This is a genomic window from Streptomyces orinoci (assembly GCF_003121295.1).
Taxonomy (GTDB): Bacteria; Actinomycetota; Actinomycetes; order Streptomycetales; family Streptomycetaceae; genus Streptomyces; species Streptomyces orinoci.
Map to the genome: position 1 here is coordinate 13,338 of NZ_PHNC01000009.1, position 13,675 is coordinate 27,012.

Sequence of the window (13,675 nt, forward strand, 5' to 3'; positions counted from 1 at the left end):
ATATTGCGCAACCGAGCAAGTCAGGCATGGTTCTGGCGGTCTGTCTCCGCATGGCCGCAGAAGGGAAGCGCGCATGGGGGGCAGCCCACCCGGTGCCCTGGGAAACCGGATGTGGCAGGAGGACACGGGGCGCGGTTCCGTGGCTCATGGTTCGGCCGGAGTGCCCAAGCAGCCGGTCAGATCCCGGGAACCAGGCGGCAACCGCACCGGGAGACCGGCACCCAGGAGGCCACAGCCCCCGCCGGCACCGGCCACCGGGCAGAAGCTGGCCCTGGCCGGAGCGCTGCTCGCGGTGGGGGCCGCGGTGGACGAGGCCACCGGCCCCGGCCTGGGCTGGGTCTACGCCCTGGGGGCCGCCGCGGCCGCCGCCCTGCTGGCCTCGGCCTGCGCCCGCCCCGGCGGCTGGTGGGTGCCGGCGGTGCCCCCGCCCGCGGTCGCCCTGGTGGCCCTGTGCGCCCAGCTGCTGACCGATGACTCCCATGCGACGGGCAAGGCCGCCACGGCGGCGGCGATGACCCAGGCACTGCGCTGGGCCAATGACAGCTTCCCGGCCATGGCGGTGGCGGAGGCCATCGTGCTGACGGTGCTGGTGGCCCGCGCCGCCGGCGCGGGGCGGGACGGAAGGACCAAACGTGCCTGACATCACCCGCGTCCACCGCCCCCGCCCCACCACGGGCCGTACACCCGGCCGTACGGCCGGCGCCCAGCGGCGCCGCCGCCCCGGCCCGGGCGCGGCCGCCCGGATCGCGGTCTGCCTGTCCTCCGCGGCCATCATGGTGACCAGCGGCACCGGCTGGCTGGCCTACCACTGGCTGAACAACGGGCTGATCACCTCCAGCGCCCTGGACGCCCTGCGCAAGGGGGCGCCCCGAAAGCTGGACGACTCGGTCAACCTCCTGCTGATCGGCCTGGATTCGCGCAAGGACATGGACGGCAATGACCTGCCCAAGGAGTTCGTCCAGCAGGAACTGCACGCCGGATCAAGCGAGATCGGCGGCTACAACACCAACACCCTGATCCTGATGCACATTCCGGCCGACGGCGGGAAGGTGACCGCCTTCTCCATCCCACGCGACGACTATGTCCAGGTGGCCGGCGGACGCGGCGAGCACAAGATCAAGGAGGCCTATGGCATCGCCAAGGCCGAGGCCCAGGACACCCTGTCCGCGCAGGGCGTCAAGGGTGCCGAGCTGGAGCACCGCAGCCGGGAGGCGGGACGCGAGGCCACCCTGGCCACCGTGCAGGACTTCCTGGGCGTGCCCATCGACCACTTCGCCGAGGTCAACCTGCTGGGCTTCTATGACATCGCCAAGGTGGTGCAACCGGTCCCGGTCTGCCTGAAGAACGCGGTGCACGACCGCTACTCCGGCGCCGACTTCCCGGCCGGACCACAGAAGTTGAATGCCCGTCAGGCCCTGGCCTTTGTCCGCCAGCGGCATGGGCTGACCAATGGCGACCTGGACCGGACTCACCGTCAGCAGGCGTTCATCTCCTCGGTGACACACAAGCTGAAGTCGCAGGGCGTGTGGAGCGATCTGGACAAGCTCCAGGGCCTGTTCGATGTGGTGAAGAAGGATGTGGTCATCGACGACCGGTGGAACATCCTGGACTTCGCCCAGCAGGCCCCCAACCTCACCGGCGGAAACGCCGAGTTCCACACCCTGCCGATCGCCGGATTCGCCAACCGCAAGGGGGAAGCGGTCAATCTGGTCGATCCGGTGAAGGTACGGGCCCTGGTCCAGTCGATGATCGGCCAGGCCCATGCCGCGGCCGCCTCCCCGTCCCCCTCCTCCTCCTCGCCCCCCGTCCCGGCCGACGCCGCGACGACGGTGGTGGACGTACGCAATGCCTCGGGCACCCCGGGAGCCGCGGCCGCCGAGTCCAGGGCACTGTCCGCACTGGGCTACCGGCCCGGGAGGATCGCCAACGCCCCGGCGTCCGGCCATACTTCGGTGCTGCACGGCCCGGGGGCCGAGGCGGCGGCCCGGCAGATCGCCGCCGCGCTGGGGGTGGAGCCGACGGCCGGACGGGCGGTCCCGGCCGGGCATGTGGTGGTCACCCTCGGCCCCGGCTTCAAGGTCACCGCCCCCGCCAGGCCCTCGCCGAGCGCCAAGTCCAAGGCCGGGGAGCCCTCCCCCGTCTCCACGGACGACTTCCAGGGCCCCTCGGTGAAGATGGGCGGCGTCCCCTGCGTGGACTGACGGCCGCACTGTCGTCCGGCAACCGCCGCGTCCTCCGGCGGACATGGCGCGGCCCCGCCGCGGATCCCCGTGATCCGCGCACCGGAGAACGTACCGCCGCTTCCGCCGGGCCAGGCGCGGAGCCCGGTGGAAGCGGCGCGGTACGCCGCCGGTGCGCCCGGTGAGGTCCGGCCAGCCCGTCGTGCGCCCGGGCGGGGACCACAGGGGAGCGGCGGGGCCGCGCGGCCCGTATCACCTGTGGTGCGTCTGGTGGCCCATCATGCAGTCGCGGATCATGTCCAGGTGCTTGGCGATGACCGGCCGGGCCTTGCGGGCGGCGTCCCGCACCATCGAGTCCCGGCCGTGCTCGATCTCGTAGTCCACCAGGTCCAGGGCCTGGACGTGCCCGGTGTCCTGGGACCGCAGCCAGCCGTCGTCATAGCGCGGTGTGCGGGCTTTCTTCCTGAGGTCCTTCAGGTCCTGCTCCTGCTGTGCGCTGACCGAGCGCGGCAGCGTCACCCTGAGCTTGTCCGCCAGCGTCTTGGTGTCCTGGTCAAGCCGGGTGTGGTCGCGGACCAGGACCTGGCCGAGGTCCTTGACACACCGGGTGGCGCCATTGCTCTGGGCGTCGCGGCCCGCGGCGATCTCGGCCAGATTGCCCCGGTGAACGGACGTCAGAAACACCTCGTCGTGGTCGTCATTGGTGGCCAGCGCGGTCCCGGCGGAAGCCGTGGTCAGTGCGATGGCCACCAGTGCTGTGGTGATCCGGTGTCGCATGCGCATCGTTCATCGCTCCGTTTCTTCGTCGGCCCGCGGCACGCTTGCCTCTGGCGCGGGCCGGTCAGATGAAGGGCACGCCCATCGCGCCCTCGCAGGCAGATGACTGCCCCAGGGCGGCGCGCCGCCCGCTCGCGGGCGGCCCGGAGTCCCCCGAACGGAGCAATCCCCGGCCCGGGGGGAGCTCAGCGGCCGAGCAGCCCCGACTGAGTGCGCATCAGGCCGGACACCAGTCCGCCGGTGGTGTCCAGCAGCCCGGTCGCCGTTCCGGTGACGCTGCCCAGGAGGTTGAAGGCCAGGCCGGTCACCGTGTTCAGCAGGCCGCCGACCAGCGACAGCAGCCCGCTGCCGCCGTCCCGGGAGAAGTCGCCGCGGGCCCGGTCGGACTCCGCCCGGGAGCCGTCCACGGCCGCCCGGTCCGGCTGAGCGGCCGTCAGCTGGACGCGCAGCTGTGCCCGGTCCCGGTCCAGGACCGCGAGCCGGTCGCCGACCGCCTTGCACTGCCGGCCCTGCTCCTCGGTGCGGTTGCGGACGGCCGCGCACTCCGCGGCCACCTCGGAGGCCAGGCGGGTCATCCGGTCCCCCTCGATGGCCTGAAGCCCCTCCGCGGCGCTGCGGCGCAGCTGCTCGGGGCCGGCGGCCGGGACGGCGGGCGCGGGGGCCTGCCGCGGTACGACGGCGGTGGCCGGGGCGGCGGCCGGGGCGATGGTGGCCAGGGTGGCACACAGGGTGGCGGCGATACGGAGGGCGGATCTGCGTGGGGCTGCCATGACTGCTCCTTCACGGAGGGGATCTTGCCGGTCACCCTGCGTCCTGAAGCGGCGCCCCGCAATCGGAAGCGGCCGTGCGGCAGGCCGGCTGACGCACCGTCCGGCGCCATTCGATCGCAGCTGTAAGGCCGTCAGATCGGGCTCGCAGAGCACCTCTACCGGATTCACCACCGGCGGTACGCCGGACGGGTTCCAGTGGCTATCCCCGTGCCACAGAGGATATTTGGCGACCGCACAGCCTGGTCTATCTATCGACAAAGAGCTTCGGTTATTCAGAGAGCAACTGCGTGGTCAAGCGGACTGCCGCGCCCCAAAGGGGCGCGGGGCGGCTGCGGCATGCGGCTCCGCCGCGTGGGCGCGACCAGCCACCGACCGCCGGCAGCCGCATCACCTCGTATCCAGCAGAGCGCTCAGCGCCAGTCGGCCGCGAACGCCCGTGCCGGGTTGCCGGTGAAGACCTGTTCGGTGAAGGCGGTCCCCAGCTCCGCCGCCAGCCGCGGCAGCAGTCTGCGCAGCAGATAAGGCATTCCGGGGCCGCCGCCCGAAGCCGCCCGCGCCGCCGCCGTGGTGGTGTCGCCGCCGATCAGGATCCGGTCCGCGTAACCCGCCTCCGCCAGCGCGGTCAGCTGGTCCAACAGCCGCCAGTCGGTGGCGTGATGGGCGCGTGACGGGCCGTCGAAGGCGAGGAAGGCGCCCGATCCGGCGAGCTCCCGCTGGGCCCCGGTGTCCGGTGAGCGGCTCAGATGGCCCAGGATCACCCGGTGCGGCGGCACCGCCAGCCGGCCGCAGAGCAGGTCGAGTACGTCCAACGCACCGGTGCCCAGCTCCAGATGGACGGCGATCGGCGCCCCGGTGGCGTGATGGGCCTGCGCGGCCGCCGTCATCACCCGGCGGGCATGGGGACTGAGGCCGTGGAAGTCCCCGGCGACCTTGATCAGTCCGGCTCTGACCGGCGCCGTGGTGAGGTCCGCGATGAACAGCTCGGCCAGCCGCGCCGGTTCACCGGCCGGCCGCTCGGGACGGTAGTGCGCGGCCTGGTGCAGCCCGGTGGCGGCCACCACCCGCACACCGGCGGCCCGGGACACCTCGGCGAGCTCGGTGAGCCGGCGGCCCAGCCCGCGCGGGGTCCACTGGACGACCGTTCCGCCGCCCAGCTCACCGAAGGCCCGCAGCTCGGCCAGGGCGGCGTCCGGGTCGTCGAGCTCCTGCCCCGGCAGCCGGGCACTGCGGAAGAAGAGGTGGTCATGGGCGTTGGTGATGCCCAGCTCGGTGGCGGGGACATCGCCAAGTACGGTGCGCACGGCGCTCATCGGGCCTCCCGGGATGATCTAGTAACGGGCCAACCGTTACATGGATCGGCGTAACGCGCAAGGCGTTACGGCGTGGCTTCGGGAGGGAAACGGGAACCGCTCAGGGGCTCTTGTAGCCCCGCGCCCACTGCAGCCCCCAGCCATAGAGCCGGTCCAGGTCCGACTGGAAGCCATAGACATAGGTGGCCTCGCGGTGCACGGTCAGATGGCCGTCCCGGTTCTCGATCAGGGCCACCGCGCAGGAACGTGCCTGCGGATCATGGCCGTCCAGCTCCATGGCGAACTGGTGGCCGTCGGGCAGGTAGAAGGTGATGGTGCTGTCGATCCGGCCGAACACCGGAGTGCAGTCGTAGTTGTAGACAAAGACCAGGATGCGGCGGAAGGCGTCCCGCTGGTCGAGGTTGATGTACAGGGTCTCCCCGGTCGGCCCGCCGAAACGGTTGTCCCCGCTGAGCGAGATATACGGGGGATGGAACAGGTCCCCATGGAACTCGCCCAGCGACTGGACCACGCCCTTGCTGCCGTCCATCAGCTCGTACAGACAGGCGAGATCGAGATCGACCGACACCAGCGGCTGCCCATGGGCCTGGAGTTGGGCGGCGGAGGGGGAGAACAGGGCGCGCAGCAAACCGGAGTTGCGCGGGACACTCGAGCTGCCCAGCATGCGCCAGGTGAGATTGACTCTCAAGGTGCCACCGGTGGTGCTGTGATGGGTGAGCCAGTCGGTGGGATGGGTTTTGGAGAGTCGTTTGTGGTGCGGAGTGGCCCAGTCAAAGGCGTGTTGCGCCTCTCTGCGCCGGTTGCCGTTTCCCACCAGGTATGACCAGAGGCTGCTCCCGTCCTCGCTGCGTACCACGGGGCCCGTACTCTGCCCGCCGGGCACCGGGCGCCGGGGCGTGCGTACTCGTGGGCGCATCCGCCCTCCTCCTTCGCTGGATCCGGCGTTCAGCAGGATCAACGCGAGGCGGACGGACAGGACATGGGTGAAGCGGGTCAGCCGGCCCGGGCCACGGCCTTCCCGGCCTTGTCCCAGTTCTCCTTGAGGCGGTCCAGATAGGAACCGGCCGCGCTGCCGGGGGTGGCGCCCCGGGCGAAGGCCGCCATGTTCCCGGCACCGGCGTTGTAACCCAGCGCCAGCAGCTGGTCCTTGGTGTAGGGACCGGCCCAGTGGGCGGGCAGCTGGGCGGCCAGGTCGTGCAGGAACCAGGACTCGGCGGTGATCGCCAGATCGGGGTCGTCGGGCAGTTCCTGCCAGTCGCGGTGGGCGAAGGAGCGGCCCTGCTTGGTCTGGTCGAAGGCCGCCTTGTGCATATTGGCGATGCCGAACGCGGAATCCGGCTTGATCTTCTGCCAGGACCGCTCCAGGGAGGGATCGTGCGGCTTGTAGTCCTCGTTGTAGAGGATCGCCATCACCAGCCGCGGACTGACCCCGGCCTCCCGGGCGTGCTTGATCACCTGGGGTGCGTAGTGCGCGGGGTCCTGGTTGGAGGTGTCCGCCGCGGCGCTCTGCCGAGGGGCGGCGGGGGCGGCGGACGACGGCCGGCCGTCCGGGTGCGTGGCGCCGGTACCGCCGGAACACGCCGTGGCGCAGCCGGCGGTCAGCACGGCCGCCACCGCGAGCAGGCGGGCCGTACCCCGGGTCTTCCTCACGTTCTTCCTCCTGTCCGGCTGTCCGGCGCGTGCGGCATGCCGGGGTCCATCATCCCCGACCTCAGTCCACGCAGGGCACCCCGCCCATGGTCACCGAGGGCCCGGCGAACTCCCGCTGCCCCGGGCCGCCGACCGCGGAGGCGGGGCGGCCCCCCTTGCCGTCCGGTGCGGCGGACGGCGCGGCGGATGTTACGGCGGCGGATGGTGCGGTGGCGGACGGTGTGGCGGCTGGTGTGGTGCCGTCCGTTGCGCCGGGGGACGGAGCGGTGCCCTCCGGTCCGATCATCGACTGGACCGTCGCCCTGATCCGTTCCGGATCGACCAGGTTGACATCTTCCCCGCCGATGGTGGCGAAGCCGGTGATGGGCAGGGTGTGGAAGTCGGTCCGGCCGCCGGTGAGGGCGGGCGCCTGCCGGGCGAAGTCCAGTACGTCCCAGGAGCTGTCCAGCACCACATCCTTCTTCAGCACCTCGAACAGCTTCCGCAACCGGCCCAGGTCGTCAAAGGCGCCCCGGCTCTTGAGCCGGTGGGTGACCGAGGAGAGGAACGCCTGCTGGCGGTGGGTACGGTCCAGGTCGCCGTTGTCCAGGCCATGCCGCTGACGGACAAAGGCCAGCGCCTGCCGGGGGTCGAGGTCCTGGACGCCGGCCGGGAAGTCCGCCCCCGAATAGCGGTCGTGCACCGGGTGGTTGAGGCAGACCGTGACCGGCTGCAGCACCTTGGCAATGTCATAGAAACCCAGCAGATTGACCTCGGCGAAGTGGTCGATGGGAACACCCAGGAACTGCTGTACGGTCTGCAGGGTCGCCGCCCGGCCCGCCTCCCGGCTGCGGTGCTCCAGCTCGGCCCCCCTGATCCCCTGGGCGTCGAGCCTGTCGTGGGCGGCGGTGTAGGCGTAGGAGTACGCCTCCTTGATCTTGTAATGGCCCTGCGGGGAGCCGTCCCCGTTCAGGGTCTGCACATAGTCGTCCCGGGGTATCGAGAAGGCGGTCGCCCGGCCGTCGTCCGCCGGAATGTGCATCAGGATCAGCGTGTTGGTGTTGTAGTAGCCGATCTCGCTGGAACCGGCGTGCAGTTGGTCCTGGACGAACTCCCTGGGCAGGTCGTTGCCGTCCATGTCCTTGCGCGAATCCAGGCCGATCAGCAGCAGGTTGACCGAATTGTCCGGATGTCGGGGGGCGTGCCGGCGCGTGGTGTTGAGGGCGTCGGAGGTGGTCAGCCCGTCGGTGAGGGTGCGATAGGTGAACCAGGTCAGCCCGCAGGCGACCAGCACCAGGGCGGAGGCGGCCCACAGCAGGGCGCGCGCCACCCTGGCCGTCACCGGAGGACGGGGGGTGTGACGGGGGGTGTCACGCATGCCCGTGCCCTCCGCCGCCCGGCGTCCTGATGGCCCGCAGGACCAGGACGGCCAGCGCCGCGCACTGGGCGGCCACCATCACCGGGAAGCTGTGGACCGCCCAGCGGGCCGCGGCCGTCGTCAGCGGCTCGCCACGCAGCGGAGAGGCGTCGGCGAAGAGCAGTGAGCCGACGGCCGTCACCGCGAACACCACCAGCGGCGGGAGCGGAATCACCCAGCTCACCCCGCCGTGCGCGGCCGCGAAGGCGGTCGCCCACAGCGCCGCCAGCACCGCGCCCAGGGCCAGCCCCCAGGCGTGCGCCGAGCCGGTCAGCAGATCCACACCACCGCCAACGGCCGGTGGAACCAGCGCGATCGCGGCGGTGACGGCCGCCGGTGGTGCGGTCATGCGGATGCCCTCGCTTCACTGCTCCATACCCGGTTCGCTCTGTCCGGCGGTACGCCTGCCCGCCTCCGGCGCGGCTATCGCGGCCCCTGTTGGAGGACGCATGGGCCGGGGCCGGGGTTGCACACTTGCGCAATACGGCAAGTGTCCTTCCGGTGTGCGCGCCGGGCGTGCGCGCCCCGGTCAGCGGGAATGACCCGCTGCGGCAGGGGAGTTGGGCCCGGCGGGAGGAACAAGGAATGAGTGAGCGGGTCGGCGGCGTGGTCCGCTGGTTCAACCAGGCCAAAGGCTATGGCTATATCAATGGCGACGACGGGCGCGAGGTGCTGGTGCGGCGAGGAGCCATCGAGGGCGGCACCTTTGTGACCGAGGGGATGCGGGTGACCTATGTGGCGGTGACCGAGGGGGAAGAGGTGCACGCGGAACACGTCCGTCCCCTGGGATAGGCCCATCCCGACCGGATCGGCGGCCCGGCCTGGGCACATGGCATGCTGAAGAGGTGAACGGACCGAAGATCCACGTCGTTCTGGCCCCCGCCCTCCGGCTCTTCGCCGCTCCCGAGCGGCGGACCGGAGAGCTGACCCTGGTCACCGACGGCGCCTCCTCGCTGGGGCATGTGGTGGAGTCGCTGGGCGTGCCGCTGACCGAGGTCGGCGCGCTGCTGGTGGACGGCAGGGCGGTGCCGGTGTCCCATGTGCCGGGCGCGGGGGAGAGGGTGGAGGTCCGCGCGGTGGCGCGTCCGCAGCGGGTGCCGGGGGCACCTCTGCGGTTTCTGCTCGATGTCCATCTGGGCACGCTGGCCCGGCGGTTGCGGCTGCTGGGCGTGGACGCGGCCTATGAGAGCGAGGACATCGGCGACCCGGCGCTCGCCGCCCGGTCGGCCGCCGAGCGCCGGGTGCTGCTCTCCCGCGACCGGGGACTGCTGCGGCGCCGGGAGATCTGGGCGGGCGCCTATGTCTACAGCGACCGGCCGGACGAGCAACTGCGCGATGTCCTGGGCCGGTTCACCCCGCGGCTGGCGCCCTGGACCCGCTGTACGGCCTGCAACGGCGAACTCCGCGAAGCGGACAAGGACTCGGTGGGGGAGCTGCTGGAGCGCGGCACCCGGCGCAGCTATGACGTCTTCGCCCAGTGCACGGTGTGCGAGCGGGTGTACTGGCGGGGTGCGCATCATGCGCGGCTGGAGGGCATTGTGGCGGAGGCGGTAAGGGAGTTCGGCGGGGTGGGGGTCTGAACGGGTATTGCGCGGAGCCGTTGCCGGGCTTGTAGGCTCCCCGGGTGAGCAACGGCGGCACAACTCGGATCCGGTTCGCGGAGGAAGCGGACGCGGCCGTGATCGCGCGCATCCATATGGCCTCTCGGTCGGCGGCCATGCCCTACCTGCCCCCGCAGCAGCGCAGTCATGAGCAGGTGACCGGATGGGTCCAGGACGTCCTGCTCAAGCGGTGCCGCACATGGGTCGCGGTGCGTGATGCGGAGATCATCGGCTATGCGGCCCTCGACGGCGGCAGGCTCGAACACCTCTATCTGCGCCCGGACGTCCGCCGGCAGGGAGTCGGCACGCTACTGCTCGATGAGGTCAGGTGGCACAGTCCTGACGGGGTGTGCCTGCGTGTCTTTCAGCAGAACACCGATGCCCGCGCCTTCTACGAGAGCCACGGTTTCACCGTCCTCGACACCAACGATGGTGATCGCAACATGGAGAACCTGCCCGATATGACGCTTCGCTGGACGCGGCGGTAGGCCGTTCGGCAGGCGGTCGGGCTTGCCCTGCCTCGCCCGGCAGGAGCCTGCGGTGGGCCTGATCCCCGACCGGCGAGGACGACGCGTCCGTGCACCCGGCGCAGGCAGACGGCGAGACCTGTCGCAGCTGGTGCCCCTCCCTCCCGGTCGGTCTGCGCACCCGTACGGGCTCGGCCGCCCCACCTCCAGCGGTCGGAACGGACGCCACCGCCCGGCCAACCGCTCCTAGGCCAGGGTGAGGACCCGGGGGCCGTCCTCCGTGATGGCCACCGTGTGCTCGATATGAGCGGCCCGGCTGCCGTCCCGGGTGACCAGGGTCCAACCGTCGGGCGCCGTACGGTAGTTGTCGCCGCCCCCGGCCATCAGCATGGGCTCGATGGCCAGTACCAGTCCGGGCCGCAGCGGGTAACCCCGGCCCGGGCGGCCCCGGTTGGGAACCGGCGGGTCCTCGTGCATATGGCGGCCGATGCCATGGCCGCCGAAGTCGGCGGGCATTCCGCAGCGGGCCGCGCCGGCCACCGCGGCGATGGCGGCGGAGATGTCGCCCATCCGATTGCCGGGGAGGGCGGCGGTAATGCCCGCCTCCAGGGCGCGCCGGGTGGTCTCGATCAGCTCAAGGTCGCCCGGCCGGGGCGTACCGACCACAAAGCTGACGGCCGCGTCGCCGGTCCAGCCGTCGAGCCGGGCGCCGCAGTCCACGCTCAGCAGATCGCCGTCGCGCAGCCGGTAGCCGTCCGGTATCCCGTGCACCACGGCGTCATTGACCGAGGTGCAGATCACCCCGGGGAACGGGGTGGGTGCGAAGGACGGACGGTAGCCGAGGAAGGGCGAGTCCGCCCCGCAGCTGTCCAGTACCTCGCGGGCCACCTCGTCCAACTCCCTCAGCCGCACCCCCACTTGGGCCGCCTTCTCGACCTCGGCCAGGGCCTGGGCCACGATCCGCCCGGCCTCGCGCATCGCCTCGATCTGTGCGGCCGTCTTCAGTTCCACCATGCCGTCGGCACCCCCTGCTCGTTCCCATTCTTATACCGGTATTTGTATCACGGGATTAGTATTGCCCGCATGGTGAGGACCCCTCTGACTCCCGAGGAACGACGGCGCGGCGAGCTCTTCGGCACCCTGCTGCGGCAGGCCCGGGGCGAGCGCAGCATGGTGGAGGTCGCCGCGGCGGCCGGAGTGTCCGCGGAGACCCTGCGCAAGATCGAGACGGGCCGGGCGCCCACCCCGGCCTTCTTCACGGTGGCCGCCCTGGCCTCGGTACTGGGCGTATCCCTGGACGAGCTGGCCGCCGTCTGCGACCGCGAAGCGGAGCACGACCGGGCGGCGCTGTCCGCCTGAGCGGTGTGCGTGGCGCTTGGGCCGCACGGGTGGGGGGCACTGCACGGGGGTGGGTGCCCACGCGCGTACGGGCGCCAAGGCACGTACGGATGGCACTCACGCACACACTTACGGGCCGGGAACCCCGCTCCCGAGGGGGCACCGGCCCGTACGTGCCGGGAAAGCGCTCAGGACTCCGCTGCCGGGGCCTCGGCCGGAGCCTCCGCCCGCTCCTCGGCGGCCTCCTCTTCCTCCTCCTCGGGCACCTCTTCGGCCTGGGCGGCCACCACCTGCAGCACGGCGGTGTCCGGCTCCACGGCCAGTTCGGTGCCGCGCGGCAGCGGGATGTCCCCGGCCTGCACCGTGTGCCCGGCCTCCAGGCCCTCGATGGACACCGTGACCGCCTCCGGAATGTGGGTCGCCTCGGTCTCCACCGGAAGGGCGTTGAGGATGTACTCCAGCAGATTGCCGCCGGGGGCCAGGTCTCCCTCGGTGTGCACCGGTACCTCGACGGTCACCTTCTCGCCCCGCTTCACGGCCAGCAGGTCCGCATGGACCAGAAAGCCCTTCAATGGGTCGCGCTGCACCTCCTTGGGAATGCAGAGCTCGTTCTTCTCGCCCTGGATATCCAGCCGGATCAGTACATTCGGCGTCTTCAGGGCCATCCACAGCGCATGGCCCTCGACGACCACATGCTTTGGCTCGGCACCATGCCCGTAGATGACGGCGGGCACCTTGTCGTCCCGGCGGATGCGGCGCGCGGCGCCCTTGCCGAACTCCTTGCGTACCTCGGCGGACAGCTTGACCTCGGCCATGACTGCACTCCTCGTCCTTCCAGGTCCAGTGGCCGTGGGCCGGCCCTGACAGACCTGGTGTAACCGGCCGGGGAGCGCCGCGATCCGCCATTGCTCTGTACGGCGCAACCCGGACCGGCGGCCCCGGTGCCCGGCCCCGGTGCCCGGCCCGGCGAGAAGCGCGGGGTCGCGGCCGGGGCCGTCAGGCCGGGCCGAGGACCGCCGCCATCCGCTCCACCGCCTCGGTCAGCACCTCCGGTGAGGTCGCCAGATTCAGCCGGACGTGTCCGGCGCCACCGGTGCCGAAGCCGGCGCCGTCGGTCAGCGCCACCCGGCCGCGTTCCAGGAACACCGCCGCCGGATCCTCGCCCAGGCCGCCGGTCCGGCAGTCCAGCCAGGCCAGATAGGTGCCCTGCGGCGGGCGGTGGCGGATGCCCGGCAGCCGCCGGCGCACCAGCTCGGCGAGCAGCCGCCGGTTCTCGTCCAGCCCGGCCAGTACCCCGTCCAGCCAGTCGTCACAGTGCGCCAGTGCCGCGGTGTGCGCGATCACCCCCAAGTGGCTTGGTCCATGGCTGACTTCGGGCGGTATCCGCCGCAAATCCTCGGCCGCGCCCGGCCCGGCGACCGCCACCGCCGCCTTCAGCCCGGCCAGATGCCAGGCCTTGGACGCGGACAGCAGGGCGAAGGCGCGCTCCGCACCCGGCACCGAGAGATAGGGCACGAACTCGGCACCGGGCAGCACCAGCGGTGCGTGTATCTCATCGGCGACCACCCGAACCCCATAGGTGTTCGCCAGGGCGGCCACCTCGGCCAGCTCCTGCCGGGTGTGCACGGTGCCGGTGGGGTTGTGCGGACTGCACAGCAGATGGGCCGCGCGCCGCCCGCCGGCCACGGCCCGCCGGAAGGCCCGCTCCAGGGACGCCGGGTCGATCCGGTGGCCGTCGCCCAGCGGAGCCTCCACCACCCGCCGGTCCATATGCTGCACAAATGAGTAAAACGGCGGGTACACCGGGGAGTTGACCACCACCGTGTCTCCCGGCCCGGTCACCAGCTTGAGCACCTCCACGATGCCCTGCATCACATCCGGCACCACCGTGGTGCGTTCGGCGACCACCCCGTTCCAGCCCCATCTGCGGCGGGCGAAGCCGTCCAGCGCCGCGGCATAACCCTCCCCGGTCGCATAGCCGGTGTCGCCGCGCCTGACCGCCTCGGTCACCGCCCGCACCACCGGTGCGGGCAGCGGCACATCCATCTCCGCCACCCACAACGGCAGTACATCCGGCGGGTATTCGCGCCATTTGGCGCTGGTGCGGCGGCGCAGCTCGGTCAGGGACAGCCGCCGCAGCGGTGCCTTCTCCGCGGAATCCGGGTGCTCCTCTTCACAGGACATGA

16 protein-coding genes are annotated in these 13,675 nt (G+C 71.6%); 6 read left to right on the forward strand and 10 right to left on the reverse strand.

All coding sequences use genetic code 11. The features are described from left to right. Positions 1-73: 73 nt before the first annotated feature. Together CV755_RS06855 and CV755_RS06860 are read left to right on the forward strand one after the other, a co-directional pair. Complete coding sequence (locus CV755_RS06855; protein WP_109279282.1) at positions 74-640, forward strand: DUF6542 domain-containing protein; 567 nt, start codon at positions 74-76, stop codon at positions 638-640. Next, a complete protein-coding gene (locus CV755_RS06860; RefSeq protein WP_241561024.1) occupies positions 633-2,201 on the forward strand; it encodes an LCP family protein in 1,569 nt (522 codons plus the stop codon). Before CV755_RS06855 ends, CV755_RS06860 begins: the two co-directional genes overlap by 8 nt. A gap of 231 nt (positions 2,202-2,432) precedes the next feature. On the opposite strand, the gene CV755_RS06865 is transcribed toward CV755_RS06860, so the two are convergent. The 7 genes from CV755_RS06865 to CV755_RS06895 all read right to left on the reverse strand — a co-directional run bounded on the left by CV755_RS06865 (position 2,433) and on the right by CV755_RS06895 (position 8,432). Next, a complete protein-coding gene (locus tag CV755_RS06865; RefSeq protein WP_109279283.1) occupies positions 2,433-2,963 on the reverse strand; it encodes a DUF4142 domain-containing protein in 531 nt (176 codons plus the stop codon). A 179-nt stretch (positions 2,964-3,142) separates the two neighbouring features. Then, on the reverse strand, positions 3,143-3,727 hold the full coding sequence (locus tag CV755_RS06870; RefSeq protein WP_109279284.1) for a hypothetical protein: 585 nt from the start codon (positions 3,725-3,727) through the stop codon (positions 3,143-3,145). Positions 3,728-4,137: 410 nt separating this feature from the next. Next, positions 4,138-5,037: a phosphotriesterase family protein gene (locus CV755_RS06875; RefSeq protein ID WP_109279285.1), complete on the reverse strand. Its 900-nt coding sequence runs from the start codon at positions 5,035-5,037 to the stop codon at positions 4,138-4,140. A 100-nt stretch (positions 5,038-5,137) separates the two neighbouring features. Next, on the reverse strand, positions 5,138-5,953 hold the full coding sequence (locus CV755_RS06880) for a Tellurium resistance (RefSeq protein ID WP_109279286.1): 816 nt from the start codon (positions 5,951-5,953) through the stop codon (positions 5,138-5,140). Positions 5,954-6,030: 77 nt separating this feature from the next. Beyond that, entirely contained in the window at positions 6,031-6,687 is a 657-nt protein-coding gene (locus tag CV755_RS06885) for a transglycosylase SLT domain-containing protein (protein ID WP_109279287.1), read from the reverse strand. A 61-nt stretch (positions 6,688-6,748) separates the two neighbouring features. Next, positions 6,749-8,044 (reverse strand): LCP family protein, encoded by a 1,296-nt coding sequence (locus tag CV755_RS06890; protein WP_109279288.1) that lies wholly within the window; start codon positions 8,042-8,044, stop codon positions 6,749-6,751. Then, positions 8,037-8,432, reverse strand: coding sequence for a hypothetical protein (locus tag CV755_RS06895; RefSeq protein ID WP_109279289.1), 396 nt, complete (start codon positions 8,430-8,432; stop codon positions 8,037-8,039). The genes CV755_RS06890 and CV755_RS06895 overlap by 8 nt, the downstream gene beginning before the upstream one ends. Before the next feature lie 236 nt (positions 8,433-8,668). On the opposite strand from CV755_RS06895, the gene CV755_RS06900 reads away from it, so the two are divergent. From CV755_RS06900 to CV755_RS06910, 3 genes are read left to right on the forward strand one after another with little or no spacing between them, the layout of a single operon-like run. Further along, positions 8,669-8,875, forward strand: coding sequence for a cold shock domain-containing protein (locus tag CV755_RS06900; RefSeq protein ID WP_109279290.1), 207 nt, complete (start codon positions 8,669-8,671; stop codon positions 8,873-8,875). A gap of 53 nt (positions 8,876-8,928) precedes the next feature. Further along, the gene (locus CV755_RS06905; protein ID WP_109279291.1) at positions 8,929-9,663 is read left to right on the forward strand and encodes a Mut7-C RNAse domain-containing protein; all 735 of its coding nucleotides are present in this window, start codon (positions 8,929-8,931) and stop codon (positions 9,661-9,663) included. 44 nt (positions 9,664-9,707) lie between these two features. Then, complete coding sequence (locus CV755_RS06910; protein ID WP_109279292.1) at positions 9,708-10,172, forward strand: GNAT family N-acetyltransferase; 465 nt, start codon at positions 9,708-9,710, stop codon at positions 10,170-10,172. Between the two features lie 225 nt (positions 10,173-10,397). Here the strand turns inward: CV755_RS06910 and map are convergent, their stop codons facing one another. After that, on the reverse strand, positions 10,398-11,165 hold the full coding sequence (map, locus tag CV755_RS06915) for a type I methionyl aminopeptidase (protein WP_109279293.1): 768 nt from the start codon (positions 11,163-11,165) through the stop codon (positions 10,398-10,400). 69 nt (positions 11,166-11,234) lie between these two features. Here map and CV755_RS06920 point away from each other — a divergent pair, with 69 nt between their 5' ends. Next, on the forward strand, positions 11,235-11,510 hold the full coding sequence (locus CV755_RS06920; protein WP_109279294.1) for a helix-turn-helix domain-containing protein: 276 nt from the start codon (positions 11,235-11,237) through the stop codon (positions 11,508-11,510). 167 nt (positions 11,511-11,677) lie between these two features. On the opposite strand, the gene CV755_RS06925 is transcribed toward CV755_RS06920, so the two are convergent. Both CV755_RS06925 and CV755_RS06930 read right to left on the reverse strand, forming a co-directional pair. Further along, positions 11,678-12,304 carry a 50S ribosomal protein L25/general stress protein Ctc gene (locus tag CV755_RS06925; protein ID WP_109279295.1) on the reverse strand — a complete coding sequence of 209 codons (627 nt, stop codon included), beginning with the start codon at positions 12,302-12,304 and terminating at the stop codon, positions 11,678-11,680. 181 nt (positions 12,305-12,485) lie between these two features. Continuing rightward, a complete protein-coding gene (locus CV755_RS06930; protein WP_109279296.1) occupies positions 12,486-13,673 on the reverse strand; it encodes a MalY/PatB family protein in 1,188 nt (395 codons plus the stop codon). Positions 13,674-13,675: the final 2 nt, after the last annotated feature.